Source organism: Cryomorphaceae bacterium 1068 (genome assembly GCA_027214385.1).
Taxonomy (GTDB): domain Bacteria; phylum Bacteroidota; class Bacteroidia; order Flavobacteriales_D; family Cryomorphaceae; genus JAKVAV01.
Window position 1 is genome coordinate 393,860 of record JAPVXR010000003.1, and the last position, 18,399, is coordinate 412,258.

Sequence of the window (18,399 nt, forward strand, 5' to 3'; positions counted from 1 at the left end):
CTTATCATCAGTTGGCTATGTTAAAACTTTAGCGACAACTGAATCCTCTTCCTTTTCACATCCACTTCTACCACCTTCACTTCAAGCTGCTGCTGCAGCTTGACGATCTCATTCGGATCGCTGATAAATCGATCGGCCATTTGACTCACATGGATCAGCCCATCTTGCTTCACACCCACATCCACAAATGCGCCGAACTTGGCGATGTTGGTAACGATACCGGGCACTTTCATACCAACTTCCAGATCTTCAATCTTCCGCAACCTCGGATCAAACTGAAACATCTTCGGCTTGCCCCTTGGGTCTCGACCTATTTTACCGAGCTCTTCGATAATGGAGGTAACGGTCGGAAGACCTGCTTTCTCATCGGTGTATTTTTTCGGATCAAGGCTGTTGAGCACCTCCCTTGCTCCCACCAAAGCGGAAACGGGCTGACCGAGATCCTTGGCGATTCGTTTTACTACGTGATAACTCTCGGGATGCACGGCGGAATTGTCAAGCGGATTCTTCGCGTCTCCTATTCTTAAAAAGCCCGCAGCTTGCTCAAATGCCTTTGGACCCATTCCTTTCACATTTTTCAAGTCAGTCCTACTGGAAAAGGCACCGTTTTGACTTCGATACTCAATGATGTTTTCGGCTAGCTTAGGCCCGAGCCCCGATACATAAGCCAGTAAATGCTCACTGGCCGTGTTGAGCTCAACTCCTACCCGATTCACCACACTTTCCACTGTTCTGTCCAGCGCCTCCTTGAGTTTATTCTGATCCACATCGTGCTGGTACTGACCTACGCCAATGCTCTTTGGGTCAATCTTCACCAATTCGGCCAAAGGATCCATCAATCTCCTTCCAATACTCACCGCACCTCTAACCGTTACGTCGTAATCGGGAAACTCCTTCCGCGCCACCGAAGAGGCTGAATAGATGGAAGCACCTGCCTCATTGACTACATACACTTCTACATCCTTCCGAAATCGCACCCGACTCTTGATGAAGTCCTCCGTTTCTCTCCCAGCCGTACCGTTGCCAATGGCGATAGCGTCGATTCGATAAGATTCTACCAATTGACCAATCTTAGCTGCGGCCTTTGCCTTATCGTTTTGCGGTGGATGGGGATAAATGTTTTCGTTGTGAAGCAGTGTTCCTTGCTCATCGAGGCATACCGTCTTGCAGCCACTTTTAAATCCAGGATCAATTCCCAAGGTTCGCTTCTGCCCTACTGGTGGCGTTAGCAGAAGCTGGCGCAGGTTCTCGACAAATATTCGAATGGCCTCGTCATCCGCTTTTTCCTTACTGTTATTTTTGAACTCGGTTTCGATTGACGGCTTGATCAGTCGCTTGTAGGCATCTTTCACAGCCAAGGCTACCTGAGCGGAAGACTCACTCGTCCCTTTTACGAAAATTCGTTCAAGCGATTCCATTGCTTCCTCTTTTGATGGCTCGATCGAGACGCGTAAGAAGCCCTCGGTCTCGGCCCGACGTATGGCCAGCAATCTATGGCCAGGAATGCGTCTCAACAATTCAGAGAAAGCAAAATAGTCTCGGTACTTCTGAGCCTCTTCTTCTCTACCCTTAATCAACTTTGATCTGATCTCAGCCTTTTTGGCAAATAGAATTCTAATAGCGTTTCTGGCTCGCGGGCGCTCGTTCATCCACTCAGCCATGATGTAGCGCGCTCCTTCCAGCGCTTCTTCGGTATTCTTCACTTGGCCTTTGACGAAACGCCTAGCCGTCGATTCAACGTCATTGACATCCTGCTTCATGATAACGGCAGCTAAGACTTCAAGTCCCTTTTCCCTCGCTTCGCTGGCCTTGGTTTTTCGCTTTTGCTTAAAGGGAAGGTAGATATCTTCGAGCGCATTCAGATCTCTTGCTCGGGCAATACTCTCCTTTAATTCATCGGTGAGTTTTCCTTGATCCGCAATAGCTTCAAGGATGGTTTTCTTGCGCTTCTCAAACTCGACCAATTGGCTGTTTGATTTCTGAATGGCTTCGATTTGAACTTCATCCAGCCCTCCCGTCATTTCCTTTCGGTACCGCGAAATAAAAGGAATGGTCGCACCACCTTCCAATAAAGTAAGTGTTCTGGCAACGTTTCGCTCAGCTAAGTTGAGCGTTTTAGAAATCACGGTAGCATTCATCGTGGCGAATATAATGCGATTTTGATCTCGATTGCTGCCTACAATAGGGGGAATGCACTAAGGAATCAAAAGAACATTGGGTTGACAAATGAAATCTGAAAGCGAAATCACTCAGGATTTTTCAAGCTCTCAAGCTTTTCGCGTGTATGCGCTGCCTCTTCTATGTCCAGTGCTTTTTGAAAGCTTTCAATGGCCTTTTCATTTTTGCCGACAGCCGAATAATAATCGCCTAATGAGTCATATACATTCCCGCTTTTCGGGTAATTTTTTACATTGAGAAGAAACGCGGTCTCAGCCAGTTCAAACTTCTCCTCCTGCAGGTAACCGTATCCCATTCCGTTTATCATTACTTCGGAAGGCGTTACGTCATACCCCATGTTTTTCGAAACGACCTTGTTGTGCACGATGAAATTCTCAAGCGTAGAATCATTAAATTCTGACGGATAGAATCGATAAAAATCAAAGATGAAACGAAAGGCATCGTATTCAGTGATCAAGGGTACTGATCCATGGTCTTCTTGAGGATAGTATTTACTGCCATACTTCAAGTCATTCTCGGGGTGTGCTTTAAAGAATTCATCGGTTGCGATAATCGCTCGAATGTGTCCGCTATCCATAGATGTATCGGCCTTGGCAGATTCAATGGAAGTTCCACGACTTAGGGTATTGGCTATTCCCAAATACATCGACTTCCCCTTGTACATGCCCTTTTTGTTTTGAGCTTCCAATTCCTTGAGAAGAGATTGATCACTCCACCACATCGACGGGTCTATTGAAATAAATGCGTCGAACAGATCCGTGTAATGGAGCAATGCATCCATGGTGGTTAAGCCACCCAATGAGTGACCAATAAACATGCGATAAGGCGCTGTAGGATAATTGCTTTCGATGTAAGGAAACAATTCTGTCTCAATAAACTTCATGAAAGCAGGCCCCCCACCTGCTGTAGCAAAACGGCCACCGGCTGAATAAGGATGTGTGGTATCTGCCTTGGTCGGACTCAAATCTCTACTTCTATCGGTGTTTTCTATTCCCACAACGATCATAGGTGGACACAAATCATTGCCAGCCATATAATCTACTAGTGCGCTTACCGACTGAAAATGCGCAGACCCATCTAGCAAATAGACTACGGGAATCTCTGAATTTTCAGCCATTCCCATTGGTGTGTGAATCCACAGGAATCTTTCTTCACCGAGTACCTCTGAGTTGATGCTAATCCTTTCCCCAATGGCCACCGTATTGTCGGACTGGGCCGAAACAGCCAATACCAAAAACGAAAGAAATAAAATGAAACCGCTTCTTAGACAGGTTAGAGCAAAGGTCATAGCTTGAGTGTTGGGTTAAATTCTACGTTATATCGAGAAATGTATTGATAATTTGCGAGTGAGCCGTTTAGCCTTGGTCATTTTTAACAGCTCATAGCAAAAGACTTCTCTCTTATAGCTTGGAAATCTTTGTGCTGACCATTCCTGAATCACCAGAAAAAAGGAGGATGTACATCCCAGATGGAAAATCGGCAATATCAAGCTGATTCATGCCTATGCTTACATTCACTTGATCGATTTTCTTCCCATCGATCGAATAGATTTCCAACTTGTCGTAACCCGATGGAATGATCAATTGAACCCTATCCTGCGCTGGATTCGGGAATACTTCGACTGGAATCTCAACATATTCTTTTGTGGAAACGACCTCGGAGCAGATCTCTGATTCGTCGATTTCCCATGGTATCACCTCGATGGGCAGTTCGGTTGTAAATGCCTTGACCAAGTCAAACTCTAAGGGACTGTTTATTACCATTGGAGTGATTTCCTCCAAATCTATATCCACGGACACTTCATTGCAAGGAGCTTGTCCATCACTGGCACGGGCATTCAACCTTACTTGACCAATTAAGTTGCGACCAACCGTTAGTAATCTGTTGTCTTCCAACGTCAACCGAAAGGAAAACGATGTTCCTCCTCCACTTTCAATCGCTGACGACCAATTGAGTATTGCGTCAAGGTTGATTTCTGCAAGAATAGGAAGAAAGCCATTTTCAGATAAAAAGTTTAATCCCACTACTACACTTCCGTTGTCCCTTATTTCTATTCCAGAAGTACTCTCGTTGAATCCATTCCCTTCTCGGTAAATTCTAACTGCATCGTAAACAACACCGTCGACATCAGTTCTTAAAATCAGACCGTTGACACTCTTTCCTGAAGATTCAGGATCAAACCTGGTCCCGGCAATAGATATGTCGCTATTCTCATTTACAGAAATCGAATAAGCCGCACTCGTTTCTCCGACGTCGTATTTCTTGAACCACAACGCTTCCGTTTCTGTAAAGGCCAAAATGAACGGTACATTTCTGCTAACTGAATTATCGAATATTTCACCGGTGGCATAGAAGGTATCGCTGTCGGATTTGACTACATCTTCTATTTGAACTCCTGTCCCATCGTCAAAAAGCTCATAGCGGGCTTGGAGACTTCCCTCTGAATCGGTTACCAATACTGAGGATGGTTGACTAGAAACGCCATAGCGAATCACAGAGACAATATTGCCTGAAGCCATTTCTGATGTGTGAAAATCCGTTCATCAAAAGATCCATTGTACATCTTTTGCCAAATTACAGCACCGTCAGGATCGATCTTGATTAGGCCTCCTCCAACATCAAAGGCAAATTCTTGCCGCATCGTCCCGCCAAGGAGAATATTTCCATCGGCGAGCACTTCAATGCTTCCCAAATCATCTCTTCGAAGCGTGCGGTACCAATTTGCCCAGGCTACCTCAAAGTCAGCATTTACTTTAACGACCACCGACATTGTGGAGTCAATGAACATATTGTTGCCGGAACAGGCAAAATAACTATTACTCATGCCATCCGTAGCCACATCACTGACGGTCAATGAATATGGAGAATTCCATGATTTTTCGAAAATAGTTTGGGCTGAAACAGTGAGATTCAGCAGAAAGAGAATAGCCAGCAGTTTTTTCATGATTGGTTCAGTTTAACGGTCAGTGAAAAGTAATCAATCTTTCCGAAAGCATGGAGCTTGATAGCAAGGCCGCTAAGATCTAAAAGCGCAAAAGGACAGTTAACTTGAATAAGCAACCTTTTAGATTTTGCTGTTCACCTTTTTGATTTTTTTTCGATATTCATGTAAACATGAATTATGAGGTACCTATACTTAGCACTCTTGATGCTCTTCGCCCATGCGCTTCTTGCACAGAACGTAACCATTATTCAAATTCAAACTGTACCAGAAGGTGGCGGAGATGCATCCACTCTTCTGGGCCAGACTGTCACAACCAGCGGTATTGTTACCTCAACAATAGGCGGGGACAATTTGGGAGCAGTTTATATTCAACAAGCATTTGCAGCTGCATGGGGCGGATTACGTTTGTTTAGTGGTGAGGGTTTGGAGGCACTGAATATAGGCGACTCTATTCGTGTTGACGGAATGGTAAGTGAGGTAGATGGTGAAACTGTTTTAGAATCTGTATCCAATATTGAAGTTCTTTCGGAAGATGCTTCACACTTCGTAAATCCTCAATATCCAGACCCTGCAATTTTTGAAAGTTGGAATTATGAAGCAGAACAATACGAGGGCATGGTAGTGGTCTTTCAAAACTTACCCGACCCACTCTTGGTTACCGAACAAAATGCAGATGGAAGTTCCAATTTTGGAGAGTGGCGCGTAGGTCGCTCATTGGATAATCCTCAAGAAGGTTGTCGCGTGCTTTCGGGTAGGGTGACATCCTCATTGCTATCCTCACTCAACGTTTCCTATGTGAACGATGAGCTTTGGTTTAACAATTCAGGGCAAATGCAAGTAGATCCCATAGTAGTCAATGCAGGCGATTCTTTTGACTTTGTTCAAGGTATTCTAAGTGAATCATTTTCAAATCATAAATTATTACCTCGAAACAATATGGATTTTGAGGAGGAGACAGTCGACTCTTTTGAAGGTGATGATGTTGTCCTCACTGCGTTGGGAGTCTTTTCCACGGAAACTACAGAAGCCCGGTTGATACTTGGTAATGATATTGTGACAGCGATTCATCAACTCTCTTTCGAGCCTGCAGTGAATGATCCCGGAATTGTCATATACAACTTGGATGGAACCAGAAATACGAATTTCGGGGATGACGGAATTTTCATGATCGAAGGAGATGAAAGCTTCGCCCCTAAAGGCATAGCTATGACGAGTGATGGGAATTACTTGATGGCTGCCCAGACTTCTTTCAATGACGGTACGGCTGGTATAGTTTACGAGGTCTTGGCGGATGGAAGTGGGTTAAACCCTTCGTTTGGAGAAAATGGAAAAGTCTTCATCGACGCAGCTACCGACTTTATGACGATCGAAAAAATGCTGTTAAACGACGATGGGGAAATATTCTTGGCAGGTGGAGATTTTAGTGATCTCTTCGTTGTAAAGTTGAATCCAGACGGAACCTTGGCCGATGAGTATGGTGAAGGTGGTGTTGTCACAATTGACCATTTCGACAATGATAATTTCATGAACGCTACTTTGCATCCGAATGGAGACATTTCTTTGGCGTTTTACGTTTTCACTGATTTCAAACTAACAAGGATAGATGCTCAAGGTCAACTAATAACCGATTTTGGCACTGACGGAGTATCATCCATAGTATTCGAGGGTCAAATGGCACCACAATTTGATATGGTTCCCGAAGAAGCAGAGCTTCTTATCGCAGGTTTCCAAACTGTAGAAGGTGCAGCAAAGCACACTATATTCAGGGTTGACAATGATGGAGAGATCATTGAAGATTTTGGCGATGATGGTTTTGTTTTGGGCTCCATCTCTCCAACTGAGCGCGAAGCATTTTTTGCCGTGACTAGATTAGCAGACGGTAACATCGCAGTCGGAGGCGTTATCTCAGATACGGTAGACGTCATTACATGGTCAAGAGGTATTATGGTGGCCGTCTTTGATCCAAATGGATTATTGCTTGGTTCTGAGATTCGGTACACGAACAATAATTCAGAGGCAAATGCTATTTTCGAAGATGAGAACGGAATGCTCTACGTCGCGGGTCAGCTGGAAGGTCTGGACTTTCCACCTTCGGCGGGAGCCCTAGTTCGTTTTGATCCTTTTGAATTTCTTAGTTCAAGCTCTACTGAGCCAATATTGAATTTTCATGTCTTTCCAAATCCGACTATGGGCGCATTCAATATCGAATTGGGTGAAGAGTCCATTAGCGAGATCAGGGTTTACGATATAACGGGAAGATTAATTGATTCGAAAAGCATGAACTCCCACTCGGAAATAATTTCATACCATTTGAATGCTCCGGCAGGAATGTACATTCTCCAAATCAGTACGGAATCCGGTAAATCGGCTACCCAAAAAATTCAAATAGAGAATAATTAGAAAACAGCCCCGACTTAGCGAATTGATTCTTGGACATACTCTTTATCCGGGGTTTTTAGGATAGAAAATCCATACCTTTGCCCGTCCATTTTATTCACTATGAAAAGAGTAGTTGTAGGCCTTTCGGGCGGTGTTGATTCCAGTGTTACGGCATACTTGCTTAAAGAGCAGGGCTACGATGTGGTGGGGCTTTTCATGAAGAATTGGCACGACGAATCAGTTATCATAGCCAATGAGTGCCCGTGGATTGAGGACAGCAACGACGCCATGCTGGTGGCACAATCGCTGGGTATTCCCTTTCAGGTAATTGACCTAAGCGAGCAATACAAAGAGCGGATCGTCGACTACATGTTTGCCGAGTATCAGGCAGGACGCACACCAAATCCTGATGTGCTCTGCAACAGAGAAATAAAATTTGACGTGTTTCTAAAAACGGCTTTGAGTCTTGGAGCAGACTATGTCGCAACGGGTCACTATTGCCGAAAGGCCGAAACAGAAGTGGACGGAAAGCCTGTGTACCGACTTCTTGCGGGGAAAGATGACAACAAAGACCAAAGCTATTTTCTCTGCCAGGTATCGCAAGATCAATTGGCGAAAGCCCTCTTCCCTATTGGCGAAATGGAGAAATCGGAGGTGCGCAAGATCGCGGCTGAGCAAGGGTTGGCTACCGCCGAAAAGAAAGATTCTCAGGGGCTATGCTTTATCGGGAAAGTAAAACTCCCTGACTTCCTTCAGCAACAGTTAGAGCCGAAAACCGGAGAGATTGTCGAGATTCCTTCGGAAGCTGTGCACCAAACCAATGGTTCGGCTACCGTTGAGGCAATGATTGCTCCCCATGAATTTAAGCCGGAAATGGGTAAGGTAGTCGGTGAGCACAGCGGAGCGCACTACTTCACAGTAGGTCAGCGCAGAGGCTTGAAGGTGGGCGGCACACCGAAACCACTATTTGTAATTGGCACCGATGTGGAAAGCAATCGCATCTATACAGGCCAAGGAGATGACCATCCAGGACTTTACCGAAAGGGACTTTCTATTAAGAATGACGAGGTTCACTGGATACGGGAAGATCTCAAAATGACAAAGGGAGAAGAGCGAATGTATTTGGCTAGAATCCGCTACCGACAAGCGTTGGAAGAAGCCACCCTAATTCAGACTGCTGACGAGATGCGGGTTATTTTCAAAGACGCCCAACGAGGTGTAGCTCCGGGACAGTTTGTGGCGTGGTATGAGGGTGAGGAGCTGATTGGCTCGGGAGTTATTGCGTAAAACCTACCTTCTCTTCTACCACATACCGATTTCGATCAGGTGAAATACTTCTGGTCAATTCCGCCAAAAAGCCTCCTATGAAAAGCTGAGTCCCAATGATCATTGCCGTTAAGGCGACGTAGAATAGTGACATGTCGGCAATGTTTCTGGCGAGAATACCCTGCGACAAAGCCCAAAGCTTGTAGGCGCCCAGATAAGCGAATACGCCAAATCCAATCAAGAACATCAATGCGCCATAAGTTCCGAAAAGGTGCATGGGCCTTTTTCCGTAGCGGGAAACAAAACTGACGGTGAGCAAATCGAGCGGGCCATTGATAAAACGGGAGATCCCGAATTTGGTCGTTCCGTATTGACGAGCGCGGTGTTCGACCACCTTCTCTCCTATTTTGGTGTAGCCTGCTCTTTTCGCCAATACGGGAATGTAGCGGTGCATATCGCCGTAGAGCTCCACGTTTTTGACCACCTTCTTTTTATAGGCTTTCAGTCCACAATTGAAATCATGAAGGTAAATACCCGACATCTTGCGGGTAGCCCAATTGTAAAGCTTCGTAGGAACGGTCTTGGTAATGGGATCGTAGCGTTTCTTTTTCCATCCCGATACCAGATCGTAATCATCTTCCCGAATCATGCGCACCAACTCTGGAATCTCATCAGGAGAATCCTGAAGGTCAGCATCCATGGTGATGACCACATCTCCGGTGGCGGCTTGAAAAGCTGTCTGGAGGCCTGCGGCTTTACCGTAGTTCCGCGCAAAGCGAATGCCTCTAACTTCAGGAAATTGTTCCGAAAGTTTCAGGATGACCTCCCAACTCTCGTCGGTACTGCCATCATCAAGCAAAATAATTTCCCCTTCGAGCGAATTTTCTTTAAAAACCCGATCTATCCAACTCACCAACTCAGGCAGGGACTCGGCTTCATTTAGAAGCGGAATACAAATGGAAATTTTCTTCAATACCTATCCGTCAAGTGTTTCTGCGCCTCCTTCGGGGTTGCGCTTTAGAATGGCTGACAATATGAGACTAATCACCGCGTAAAAAATCAAAGCGATACCAAAACTCTTGATTTGACCCAAAACTGTGTATCTCTCAAGTGAATCAGCTTCTGCATCACGCAAAACCTGTTCACGCATTTCATCATCCATCCCTCCCATAAAGTTATTGGTCATTTCAAGCGTTTGAGCAGTCATTCTCTCAGGAAATTCAGTGTCGATAACCTGAATGTAAAGCAACTGAAAAATCACTCCAATTGCACCACCAATTAACAACCCAACGAAGCTCAGCTTGAATGCCTCTCCAAAAGTGATAAATCCACCGTTGCCTTCTCTCTCTTTTCGAATAAAAATAACAGGAAGAATTATGGCAATCAGAAATCCTACGATGCCGATGATTGAAAGAACAACCATTCCAGGCTCTAAAACTACCATTAACAAGAAGAGGAGTATGCCAAGTACTCCCATTGTAATCCCTAGGTTAAGCGCATTTTTATTCATGATCTGTTTAGTTTAGTTCTCGACAAATATAGAAACGCACAGGAAAATTAAGTTTTTTATGGTGAAGCAATTTTGTTTTATACATTTGCGGCGGGCAAGTCTCATGCGACCAGCTCCTGCGGAACTCCCCCAGGCCCGGAAGGGAGCAAGGGTACGTGGTCGTAGCGGTGCGACATGAGTAGCTTGCCCACTTTTTTTTGCCATGAATCGAAAAGTAGTACTCGTCACGGGAGGCTCATCGGGAATAGGGCTCTCCATCTGCAAACATCTCTCCCACCAAGGATTCACGGTATACGGAACCAGTAGAAAGGTAACTAACGGTGATCGTCCCCACGGTTTCGACATGGTTCAGATGGAAATCACCGACCGCACCTCAATCCAAACAGCCATAGATTTTATTCTAGAAAAAGAAGACACTATTGATGTCTTGGTCAATAACGCCGGTACAGGTATGGCAGGTGCCGTAGAAGATGCTACGACCGAAGAAATAGACTACATTTTCAGATTGATCGTGTTCGGTGCCCTCGATGTTTCGAGAGCAGTAATCCCAACAATGAGAAAAAATAGTTCGGGGAAAATTATCAACATATCCAGTATTGGTGGTGAATTTGGCCTACCCTTTCGGGGAATATACTCAGCGGCCAAAAGCGCCTTGGATCGATTCTCAGAAACCCTGCGAATGGAATTGAGCCCTTGGAATATTTACGTGAGCACTATTCAGCCGGGCGACATCAAAACCAATATTAACAATACCCGAATTACTGCCGCCAAGAGCCACTCTGAAGATTCTCCATATCACAAGATTTTCTCCAAACTCTACAAACAAATCAGCGAAGAGGTTGCTACCGCTAAAGATCCGATCATCGTAGCCAAAATCGTAGAGAAGATCATCAAGTCCGATTCGCCCAAGATGCGTTATCCCGCTGCCACTTTCGTACAAAGGCTTTCCATCTCATTGAATCGTGTTCTCCCCACCGAAGTTTTTCAAAAGATGCTCCAGTGGAGGTATCCGGTGAAGTAGTATTAAGACAGAAGTATCAAGTATTAAGACGGTAGTATTAAGTACTAAGAGGATTTACGAGTTCTTAATACTTTGTAATTAATACCGCTAAATTATTAAGACGGCAGTATTAAGAAGATGTACAAGGCTTAATACTTTGTACTTAATACTTCATACAATCCTTCAAATCCCTACCTTCGCGCCGAATTTTCAAAGAAATCACAATAAAGACCTCGAAAAATGGCAACGAATAGAACATTTACAATGCTTAAGCCCGATGCGGTTGAAGCGAAAAACACAGGTAAAATCATCGACATGATCATCGAAGCAGGATTCGAAATCAAAGCAATGAAATTGACTCACCTCAACGAAAGCGAGGCGAAAGAATTCTACGCGGTTCACAGCGAGCGTCCGTTTTACGGCGAATTGGTAGAGTATATGACAAGTGGTCCTATCATCGCTGCTATCTTGGAAAAAGACAATGCCGTAGCCGACTTCCGCAAATTGATCGGAGCTACTGACCCTACTGAAGCTGAAGAAGGAACGATCCGTAAGAAATACGCAGAATCTAAAGCAAAGAATGCCGTTCACGGTTCTGACAGCGACGAAAACGCAGAAATAGAAAGCAACTTCCACTTCTCCGGAAGAGAGATGGTGGGTTAGTAAATAGCAGCTAGTCTTTAGTCGCTAGCTATTATTTGTAGCATTCTAGATACCAGCTTCTATCGACTAGGAGCTAATAAAAGCCACTTGAGAGATCGGGTGGCTTTTTTTGCTTTAGGACAGACTGTGCTTTCAAGAATATCAAATAGTTAAAAACAGCGAAAGCATATTCGAAGATTTGTTGATTATATTTGAGAATACTAAAGCTTATGGCTATGAAACTGATACTATTCTTGTTCTTCTGTGCTTTTATCAATTTTTCTTTTGCCCAAACCAGCATTACCTATGGAGAAGCGTTCAATTTTGATGTTGGTGATGAATTTCACTACACTGGTTCATATCTTGCTACTAATTGGTACGGGTCACAATATTATGTCTTCACCTCACGTAAATTCACCATTGTATCAAAGACATTCTCAGCTGACGGTGATACAGTCTTTTATCACAGGGAAGGACTCAAGCTTAATGAATCTACAGAAGAAGTTCTCCTCAACGAGATTAACGAAACATTCTACTCTACCAATCTAGACGATTATATTCTTGGAGCTGACAGCACGTATATTGATCCTGAAAGATATTTAGGAAAGACAATTCATTTGCTTTACGATTCTACTATATCGGAAGATGGTGAACTAACTAGCTTGAATAAAGCCGAGTATGTTCTAGGGTTAGGCGCCCCGAAATATATCAACTATGAAAACTACGGTCTGGTCTATGATGATATCAGTAGTAGTTTAGTTTATTTCTATAAATCTGAAACTGGCGAAGAATGGGGAACACAATTGGTTCTCTCTACTTCGAATGTCATGGACGAGTCAGAAATAGCCTTATACCCGAATCCGTCTAATGGCCTTTTGAATTGGGACTCAAAATCAGACTTAGACTCTCCAATTGCTATAGAGATTCTTGATTTGACAGGAAGAACGGTGATGTCAATAATCGGAGGAATCTCGATCAATCAAGTCGATACCTCCGAATTGCCAGAAGGCACATACCTGTTAAGAATGGAATTTGAAAAGGGAACCTTAACCAAGCGGTTTGTATTACAAGGGAATTAGCTGTTCTCTACAAATCTCAATTCCCACTACCCCGTAGCATCTCAATGAATCTCCACCCCGGTAATCAATCGATGTCCAATCTCCTTGTTGATGGTCCGTACGATATTCTCCTTGTCGTAACTCAACTCCTGACGTAATGCAGCCGAGGTCACCTGCACTTTTAATATCCCCTTTTCAATCTTGATTTTTCCAGTATGGCGAGCCACAGCAGGGCCCATCAGCTTTTCCCAATAGGTCGTGACGGCGGCGGTGTAGTAGCCTTCTTCCAGTCCGTAAGCCTTCAGCAGTCGGTTGATTACGTCACCCAGTTCTTCCTCGTTTTTGTCTCTACGCATTGACTTCCCCTTTTTCGATGTGAAATACTTTAACGCTATCGGTGATTTCTTCAAATATACGCTCTATCCGCTCCGAGTGAGTATCCGTTATGAAAATCTGTCCGAAGTTGTGATCGCTTACCAATTGCATCAAGTGTTGTACGCGCACATCGTCTATCTTATCGAAGATATCGTCGAGTAAGAGCACCGGGACTTTATTCGTCACCTCTTTTACCAAGTCGAATTGGGCCAGCTTCAGCGCAATCAAGAATGTCTTCTGCTGACCTTGAGATCCAAATTTTTTCAGAGGGTGTCCCCCACCGATACCAAATTTCAAATCGTCTTTGTGTGCACCCACGTTGGTGTAGTGCGAACGTCGATCTTTATCAAGGCTTTCTTTTAGCACTTCCGTGAAATCACCTTCGCTCAAATGCGATCGGTACCGAATATCCACCTCCTCAGCTTTTCCGCTGATAGCGGCGTAATGTTCTTGGAATATTGGCTCAAAGGACTCGACAAACTTTTTCCTTTCAGCGAAAATACGACTAGCCAGTTCAGCTAATTGCATACTCCACACCTCCAGATTATCGGCATCGAAAGTTCGGTTTTCCCAAAAATACTTGAGCAGACTATTGCGCTGACGCAAAACCTGGTTGTACGAAATCAAGTCATCGAGGTAAGGTCGATTGTATTGGGATATAATGCTATCCATAAACTTTCGGCGCACCTCACTCCCTTCGCTTATTAAGTCCTTATCGTAAGGCGAAATCACCACCGAAGGAAACTGACCAATATGCTCTGCCAATCGCTCGTACTCTGTTTTGTTTTTCTTGAAGGTCTTCTTCTGCCCTTTCTTAACACCGCAGTAAATCTTATCCTTATCGCCGTGTTGGGCGAAAACACCTTCTACCACAAAGAAGTCTTCACCATGTCGGATATTCTGACTGTCAATGGGATTGAAATAGCTCTTGCAAAAAGAGAGGTAATGAATCGCGTCGAGAAGATTGGTTTTTCCCTGTCCGTTCAATCCTGTGAAGATATTGACATGCGGATCGGGATAAATGGTTGCTTCTCCGTAGTTCTTGAAATTCAGTACACTTAGCTGGTCTAACGTCATATTGAACCCCCAAAATTACCAATTCCTTGGGGGGCATATGCATTGGCAATTAAAAAAGTCTATTTTTGCACCTGCAATAAAAAAAGCCCGTAATGGCGAAGAAGAAAAATCAAAGCGAAGAAACGATAGTAGACGTACAAGAAGTATACTCTAAAACAGAGCGATACGTCGACGAAAACCGCAACACGATCATCATCGTTGCCGCCCTTTTAGTGGCATTGTTTGCGGGATATTTTGCATTTACCCGTCTCTACCTCATGCCTAAAAACGAGGAGGGAATGAACCTGCTCTGGAAAGCTGAGTATTGGTATGAAATCGATTCATTGGATAAAGCACTCGTAGGAAACGAGTCTTACTACGGTTTCGAATACCTGGCTGATGAGTACGACGGAACACAAGCCGGAGAACTTGCGTCTTACTACACAGGCATTATTTATATGAATCAAGGAGATTTTGGTCTAGCCATTGAATTCTTGAAGGATGCTGACTTGGATGATGACCTTACGTCGGCTGTGGCCAAAGGGGCCATAGGAGACTGCTACGTAGAATTGGGAAACATCGGTGACGCCTTGAATTATTATGAAGATGCTATTGAGACTTCTGCTAACTTACTCACTACACCGATCTACTTGAAAAAGGCAGCTTTGGTTCAAATTGAAAAAGGAGATTTTAAAGATGCCTTGGCCAAATTTGAGCGAATCAAAGAAGACTTCCCAAGCAGCTCTGAGGCGCGTACCATAGATTCATACATCGCCAAATACGGCGGATAGTTATGGCCACAGCTGGTAAAAATCTTTCTGAATTAGATAAAAGGAGCACGCCCTCAGCGGCTCCTTTTCGTTTTGGTATAGTTTCGGCAGAATGGAATGCCGAGATTACAGACCCTTTGACTCAAGGCGCAGGCGAAACGCTTATTGAACTCGGAGCGCGACGTTACCACGTAGATGTGAAAAAAGTGCCCGGTAGTTTCGAATTGCCTATCGCTGCCAAGCTATTGATCGAATCCGCACAATACGATGCGGTAATCGCCATCGGATCGGTAATCCAAGGAGAAACGCGTCATTTTGAATTTGTTTGCCAAGCAGTGGCCCAAGGTATCAAAGACGTTAGCCTACAAACAGGTGTTCCCGTTATCTTCTGTGTTCTGACTGATGACACTGTAGCACAAGCCAAAGCTCGTAGCGGTGGTAAGCACGGCAACAAGGGAGTGGAATCAGCTATTGCCGCAGTGAAGATGGCGTATTTGAAAAGTCAGTTGTCTAAGTCTTTTACGGACGAGAACGAGTAGATTTCCCATTTATTTATTTGGTATGTGAGAAGGTTGGCACTTTTACATAGCACTTGTATTGATTTTATACAGTGCATGACGTGTTCTCTAATGACTACAGAAAATCTTTTCCTAAAATATTAGCAACCCTCTCTCAATTCCCTAATATTGACTCCAAGTCAGGCTTAAAGTACAAATCGCTTTTGAGCACCTTTCCATCTTCTCGGTATATAGGCTTTCCATCCTTGTCGAGCTTGCTCATATTGCTTCGCTGAATCTCTTCAAAGACTTCAGCTATCTTTCCTTCAAGACCGTGAGAAAGAATCGTTCCGCAAAGAATGTAGAGCATATCGCCCAAGGCATCAGCAATCTCAACTAAATCCCCTTGCTCTGCCGCTTCAAGGTATTCTTCATTTTCTTCACGCATCAACTTGTAGCGCAGAATGATATCCAATTCAGAAAGTTGAGCAGTTGGCTTCTCGGCGTTCTTAATTCCGAAGGCATCGTGGAATTCACGCACCTTCTCTATGGCATCGTTTAGGGTCATATCAACTCGTTTTCACGAAAATATAAATTCACCCATTCCATTTTACTCCATGTGGATAACTATCTATTTTTGCTCAAAGCCCCGTCAATACTAGAATGCTTAACATCTTTTAACTGCGGTATCTTGCTCCAAGAAAGGCATTACTCTCATTTTTGCGTTGTTCAAAAGTCGCTTCTTAACTTTGCGGCGGAAAACCTAAATTTTCATTGCTGAAACTTAAATTCGCGGTATGAACACCGAAGAAATGAACGACACTACTGAGACTCCTTTAAATCAAGGAGCTACCACAGGGACAGTTGACATTAAAGCGTTGAACGAAAAGATCCAAAGAGAGAGTGCCTTTGTCAAGTTAGTTACTCTCGAAATGGAAAAAGTCATTATCGGTCAGCACGATATGGTAGACAAGCTACTGATCGCACTATTGGCTGATGGCCACATTCTACTGGAAGGAGTGCCCGGACTAGCAAAAACACTTGCCATCAAAGCCTTGGCGGGTTGTATAAACGTTGACTTTAGTCGCGTTCAGTTTACACCAGACCTTCTTCCTGCCGATGTAGTTGGGACTATGGTTTACAGCCCAAAAGATCAAGGCTTCAGTGTAAAGAAAGGGCCTGTCTTCGCCAACTTCGTTTTGGCAGATGAAATCAACCGAGCCCCTGCTAAAGTACAGAGTGCCTTACTTGAAGCCATGCAGGAGCGCCAGGTCACCATTGGTGGCGAAACGTTTAAATTGCCCGAGCCATTCTTGGTATTGGCCACACAAAACCCGATTGAGCAAGAAGGTACCTACCCTCTCCCTGAGGCGCAGGTAGACCGATTCATGCTTAAGGTGGTATTGGATTACCCGAAAAAGGAAGAGGAAAGCATGATCATTCGAAACAACGTTTCGCTAGCACCTTTCCCGAAAACCAAGAATGTGGTAAACCCCGATCAAATCATTCGAGCAAGGAATATCGTTAGGGAAGTCTATATGGACGAGAAAATCGAGAGATACATTGTAGACTTGGTTTACGCTACGCGAAACCCGGAAGACTACAATTTGAAGAACCTTAAAGAACTGATCGGATTCGGAGCTTCACCACGCGCCAGCATCAGCATGGCAATGGCGGCTAAAGCGTTTGCTTTCATGAACCAACGTGGATTTGTAATTCCTGAGGATGTCCGCGCCGTAGCGCCGGACGTGATGCGCCACCGCATCGGACTCACCTATGAGGCTGAAGCCGAAAACGTGAGTGTAGACGAAGTTATTCAACAAGTACTGAACACAGTAGAAGTACCGTAGATGGCCACAGATACCGCAGAGCTTCTTAAAAAAGTTAGGCGCATCGAGCTGAAGACCAAAGGTCTCTCCAATCAGATATTCTCAGGAGAGTACCACTCGGCGTTTAAAGGACGAGGAATGGCTTTTAGCGAAGTGCGTGAATACGCTGTGGGCGATGAAGTACGAACCATCGATTGGAACGTAACTGCTCGCTTCGGTCATCCCTACGTCAAAATTTTTGAAGAAGAACGGGAGCTCACGGTAATCTTAGTGGTAGACGTATCGGCCAGTGATAGCTTTGGAAGCACTTCTCAAATCAAGAAATCTCTCATTACCGAGATCTGCGCGGTTTTGGCCTTTTCGGCAATAACCAATAACGATAAGATCGGAGTCATCTTTTTCAGCAATAAGGTGGAGAAATTCATCACGCCGAAAAAAGGGAAATCTCATATCCTTCGGATCATTCGGGAATTGATTGAGTTCAAGCCTGAGGAGAGTGGAACCAATATCAGTGAGGCGCTGCGCTATTTGAATAATGTCGTAAAAAAACGAAGCATCGCTTTCCTCATCTCCGACTTCATGGATACGGAATACGAAGACGCATTAAAGTTGGCAAATAAGAAGCACGACATGGTCGCCCTTCGCATTCATGACAAGCGAGAAGCCGAAATGCCCAATGTCGGCATGGCTCAGTTCACTGATCCTGAAACGGGTGAAGTGAGATGGGTGAATACCTCCTCCCGAAAAGTTCGTGAAGCATACCACCAAGCGGCTTTGAACCGCGAATCAAAAGCCGACAATGCGCTGCGTAGAGCAGGAATAGACACCGCAGCCATTGCTACTGACGAATCATACATTCAACCCTTAAGAAACCTTTTTAGCAAACGATCATAGT

The 18,399-nt window shown here is 44.5% G+C and carries 18 protein-coding genes and 1 other RNA gene; 10 read left to right on the plus strand and 9 right to left on the minus strand.

Features of this window, described 5'->3' with window-relative positions; translation table 11 throughout:
- Positions 1–20 precede the first annotated feature (20 nt).
- From O3Q51_06735 to O3Q51_06750, 4 genes are all read right to left on the minus strand, one after another.
- A complete protein-coding gene (locus O3Q51_06735; GenBank protein MCZ4408496.1) occupies positions 21–2,138 on the minus strand; it encodes a Tex family protein in 2,118 nt (705 codons plus the stop codon).
- A 107-nt stretch (positions 2,139–2,245) separates the two neighbouring features.
- Positions 2,246–3,466 carry an alpha/beta hydrolase-fold protein gene (locus O3Q51_06740; protein ID MCZ4408497.1) on the minus strand — a complete coding sequence of 407 codons (1,221 nt, stop codon included), beginning with the start codon at positions 3,464–3,466 and terminating at the stop codon, positions 2,246–2,248.
- A gap of 112 nt (positions 3,467–3,578) precedes the next feature.
- Positions 3,579–4,697: a T9SS type A sorting domain-containing protein gene (locus tag O3Q51_06745; GenBank protein ID MCZ4408498.1), complete on the minus strand. Its 1,119-nt coding sequence runs from the start codon at positions 4,695–4,697 to the stop codon at positions 3,579–3,581.
- A complete protein-coding gene (locus tag O3Q51_06750) occupies positions 4,670–5,122 on the minus strand; it encodes a hypothetical protein (GenBank protein ID MCZ4408499.1) in 453 nt (150 codons plus the stop codon). Before O3Q51_06750 ends, O3Q51_06745 begins: the two co-directional genes overlap by 28 nt.
- A gap of 177 nt (positions 5,123–5,299) precedes the next feature.
- Between O3Q51_06750 and O3Q51_06755 the strand changes: the two genes are divergently transcribed.
- Positions 5,300–7,522 (plus strand): T9SS type A sorting domain-containing protein, encoded by a 2,223-nt coding sequence (locus O3Q51_06755; protein MCZ4408500.1) that lies wholly within the window; start codon positions 5,300–5,302, stop codon positions 7,520–7,522.
- Positions 7,523–7,621: 99 nt separating this feature from the next.
- Entirely contained in the window at positions 7,622–8,788 is a 1,167-nt protein-coding gene (mnmA, locus tag O3Q51_06760) for a tRNA 2-thiouridine(34) synthase MnmA (protein MCZ4408501.1), read from the plus strand.
- Here the strand turns inward: mnmA and O3Q51_06765 are convergent.
- Complete coding sequence (locus tag O3Q51_06765) at positions 8,778–9,740, minus strand: glycosyltransferase family 2 protein (protein ID MCZ4408502.1); 963 nt, start codon at positions 9,738–9,740, stop codon at positions 8,778–8,780. The two genes, mnmA and O3Q51_06765, sit on opposite strands and share 11 nt — an antisense overlap.
- 3 nt (positions 9,741–9,743) lie before the next feature.
- On the minus strand, positions 9,744–10,277 hold the full coding sequence (locus O3Q51_06770; protein ID MCZ4408503.1) for a DUF4199 domain-containing protein: 534 nt from the start codon (positions 10,275–10,277) through the stop codon (positions 9,744–9,746).
- A 92-nt stretch (positions 10,278–10,369) separates the two neighbouring features.
- Between O3Q51_06770 and ffs the strand changes: the two genes are divergently transcribed.
- From ffs to O3Q51_06790, 4 genes are all read left to right on the plus strand, one after another.
- An RNA gene (gene ffs / locus O3Q51_06775) (signal recognition particle sRNA small type) lies at positions 10,370–10,469 on the plus strand.
- 10 nt (positions 10,470–10,479) lie between these two features.
- Entirely contained in the window at positions 10,480–11,298 is an 819-nt protein-coding gene (locus O3Q51_06780) for an SDR family oxidoreductase (GenBank protein ID MCZ4408504.1), read from the plus strand.
- A gap of 219 nt (positions 11,299–11,517) precedes the next feature.
- Positions 11,518–11,940 carry a nucleoside-diphosphate kinase gene (locus tag O3Q51_06785; GenBank protein ID MCZ4408505.1) on the plus strand — a complete coding sequence of 141 codons (423 nt, stop codon included), beginning with the start codon at positions 11,518–11,520 and terminating at the stop codon, positions 11,938–11,940.
- A gap of 215 nt (positions 11,941–12,155) precedes the next feature.
- Positions 12,156–12,998, plus strand: a complete 843-nt coding sequence (locus O3Q51_06790) for a T9SS type A sorting domain-containing protein (protein ID MCZ4408506.1) — start codon at positions 12,156–12,158, stop codon at positions 12,996–12,998.
- 41 nt (positions 12,999–13,039) lie between these two features.
- On the opposite strand, the gene O3Q51_06795 is transcribed toward O3Q51_06790, so the two are convergent.
- On the minus strand, positions 13,040–13,333 hold the full coding sequence (locus O3Q51_06795; protein ID MCZ4408507.1) for a DUF721 domain-containing protein: 294 nt from the start codon (positions 13,331–13,333) through the stop codon (positions 13,040–13,042).
- The gene (locus tag O3Q51_06800; protein MCZ4408508.1) at positions 13,326–14,429 is read right to left on the minus strand and encodes a DNA replication/repair protein RecF; all 1,104 of its coding nucleotides are present in this window, start codon (positions 14,427–14,429) and stop codon (positions 13,326–13,328) included. The genes O3Q51_06795 and O3Q51_06800 overlap by 8 nt, the downstream gene beginning before the upstream one ends.
- A 92-nt stretch (positions 14,430–14,521) precedes the next feature.
- Between O3Q51_06800 and O3Q51_06805 the strand changes: the two genes are divergently transcribed.
- Both O3Q51_06805 and ribH read left to right on the plus strand, forming a co-directional pair.
- Positions 14,522–15,199 (plus strand): tetratricopeptide repeat protein, encoded by a 678-nt coding sequence (locus tag O3Q51_06805; protein ID MCZ4408509.1) that lies wholly within the window; start codon positions 14,522–14,524, stop codon positions 15,197–15,199.
- Positions 15,200–15,201: 2 nt separating this feature from the next.
- Complete coding sequence (gene ribH / locus O3Q51_06810) at positions 15,202–15,717, plus strand: 6,7-dimethyl-8-ribityllumazine synthase (protein MCZ4408510.1); 516 nt, start codon at positions 15,202–15,204, stop codon at positions 15,715–15,717.
- A gap of 133 nt (positions 15,718–15,850) precedes the next feature.
- Here ribH and O3Q51_06815 read toward each other — a convergent pair whose 3' ends face one another.
- A complete protein-coding gene (locus tag O3Q51_06815) occupies positions 15,851–16,243 on the minus strand; it encodes a nucleoside triphosphate pyrophosphohydrolase family protein (GenBank protein ID MCZ4408511.1) in 393 nt (130 codons plus the stop codon).
- Between the two features lie 244 nt (positions 16,244–16,487).
- Between O3Q51_06815 and O3Q51_06820 the strand changes: the two genes are divergently transcribed.
- Positions 16,488–17,525, plus strand: a complete 1,038-nt coding sequence (locus O3Q51_06820) for a MoxR family ATPase (protein ID MCZ4408512.1) — start codon at positions 16,488–16,490, stop codon at positions 17,523–17,525.
- Positions 17,526–18,398: a DUF58 domain-containing protein gene (locus O3Q51_06825; protein ID MCZ4408513.1), complete on the plus strand. Its 873-nt coding sequence runs from the start codon at positions 17,526–17,528 to the stop codon at positions 18,396–18,398.
- Position 18,399 lies beyond the last annotated feature (1 nt).

What these genes read in the sequence shown, in the direction of transcription:
- ribH (MCZ4408510.1), top strand. Translation starts at nt 15,202, where the DNA reads ATGGCCACAGCTGGTAAAAATCTTTCTGAATTAGATAAAAGGAGCACG.
- O3Q51_06770 (MCZ4408503.1), bottom strand. Translation starts at nt 10,277, where the DNA reads ATGAATAAAAATGCGCTTAACCTAGGGATTACAATGGGAGTACTTGGC.
- O3Q51_06805 (MCZ4408509.1), top strand. Translation starts at nt 14,522, where the DNA reads ATGGCGAAGAAGAAAAATCAAAGCGAAGAAACGATAGTAGACGTACAA.
- O3Q51_06790 (MCZ4408506.1), top strand. Translation starts at nt 12,156, where the DNA reads ATGAAACTGATACTATTCTTGTTCTTCTGTGCTTTTATCAATTTTTCT.
- O3Q51_06795 (MCZ4408507.1), bottom strand. Translation starts at nt 13,333, where the DNA reads ATGCGTAGAGACAAAAACGAGGAAGAACTGGGTGACGTAATCAACCGA.
- O3Q51_06740 (MCZ4408497.1), bottom strand. Translation starts at nt 3,466, where the DNA reads ATGACCTTTGCTCTAACCTGTCTAAGAAGCGGTTTCATTTTATTTCTT.
- O3Q51_06820 (MCZ4408512.1), top strand. Translation starts at nt 16,488, where the DNA reads ATGAACGACACTACTGAGACTCCTTTAAATCAAGGAGCTACCACAGGG.
- O3Q51_06825 (MCZ4408513.1), top strand. Translation starts at nt 17,526, where the DNA reads ATGGCCACAGATACCGCAGAGCTTCTTAAAAAAGTTAGGCGCATCGAG.
- O3Q51_06750 (MCZ4408499.1), bottom strand. Translation starts at nt 5,122, where the DNA reads ATGAAAAAACTGCTGGCTATTCTCTTTCTGCTGAATCTCACTGTTTCA.
- O3Q51_06800 (MCZ4408508.1), bottom strand. Translation starts at nt 14,429, where the DNA reads ATGACGTTAGACCAGCTAAGTGTACTGAATTTCAAGAACTACGGAGAA.
- O3Q51_06815 (MCZ4408511.1), bottom strand. Translation starts at nt 16,243, where the DNA reads ATGACCCTAAACGATGCCATAGAGAAGGTGCGTGAATTCCACGATGCC.
- O3Q51_06785 (MCZ4408505.1), top strand. Translation starts at nt 11,518, where the DNA reads ATGGCAACGAATAGAACATTTACAATGCTTAAGCCCGATGCGGTTGAA.
- O3Q51_06735 (MCZ4408496.1), bottom strand. Translation starts at nt 2,138, where the DNA reads ATGAATGCTACCGTGATTTCTAAAACGCTCAACTTAGCTGAGCGAAAC.
- O3Q51_06745 (MCZ4408498.1), bottom strand. Translation starts at nt 4,697, where the DNA reads ATGGCTTCAGGCAATATTGTCTCTGTGATTCGCTATGGCGTTTCTAGT.
- mnmA (MCZ4408501.1), top strand. Translation starts at nt 7,622, where the DNA reads ATGAAAAGAGTAGTTGTAGGCCTTTCGGGCGGTGTTGATTCCAGTGTT.
- O3Q51_06780 (MCZ4408504.1), top strand. Translation starts at nt 10,480, where the DNA reads ATGAATCGAAAAGTAGTACTCGTCACGGGAGGCTCATCGGGAATAGGG.
- O3Q51_06755 (MCZ4408500.1), top strand. Translation starts at nt 5,300, where the DNA reads ATGAGGTACCTATACTTAGCACTCTTGATGCTCTTCGCCCATGCGCTT.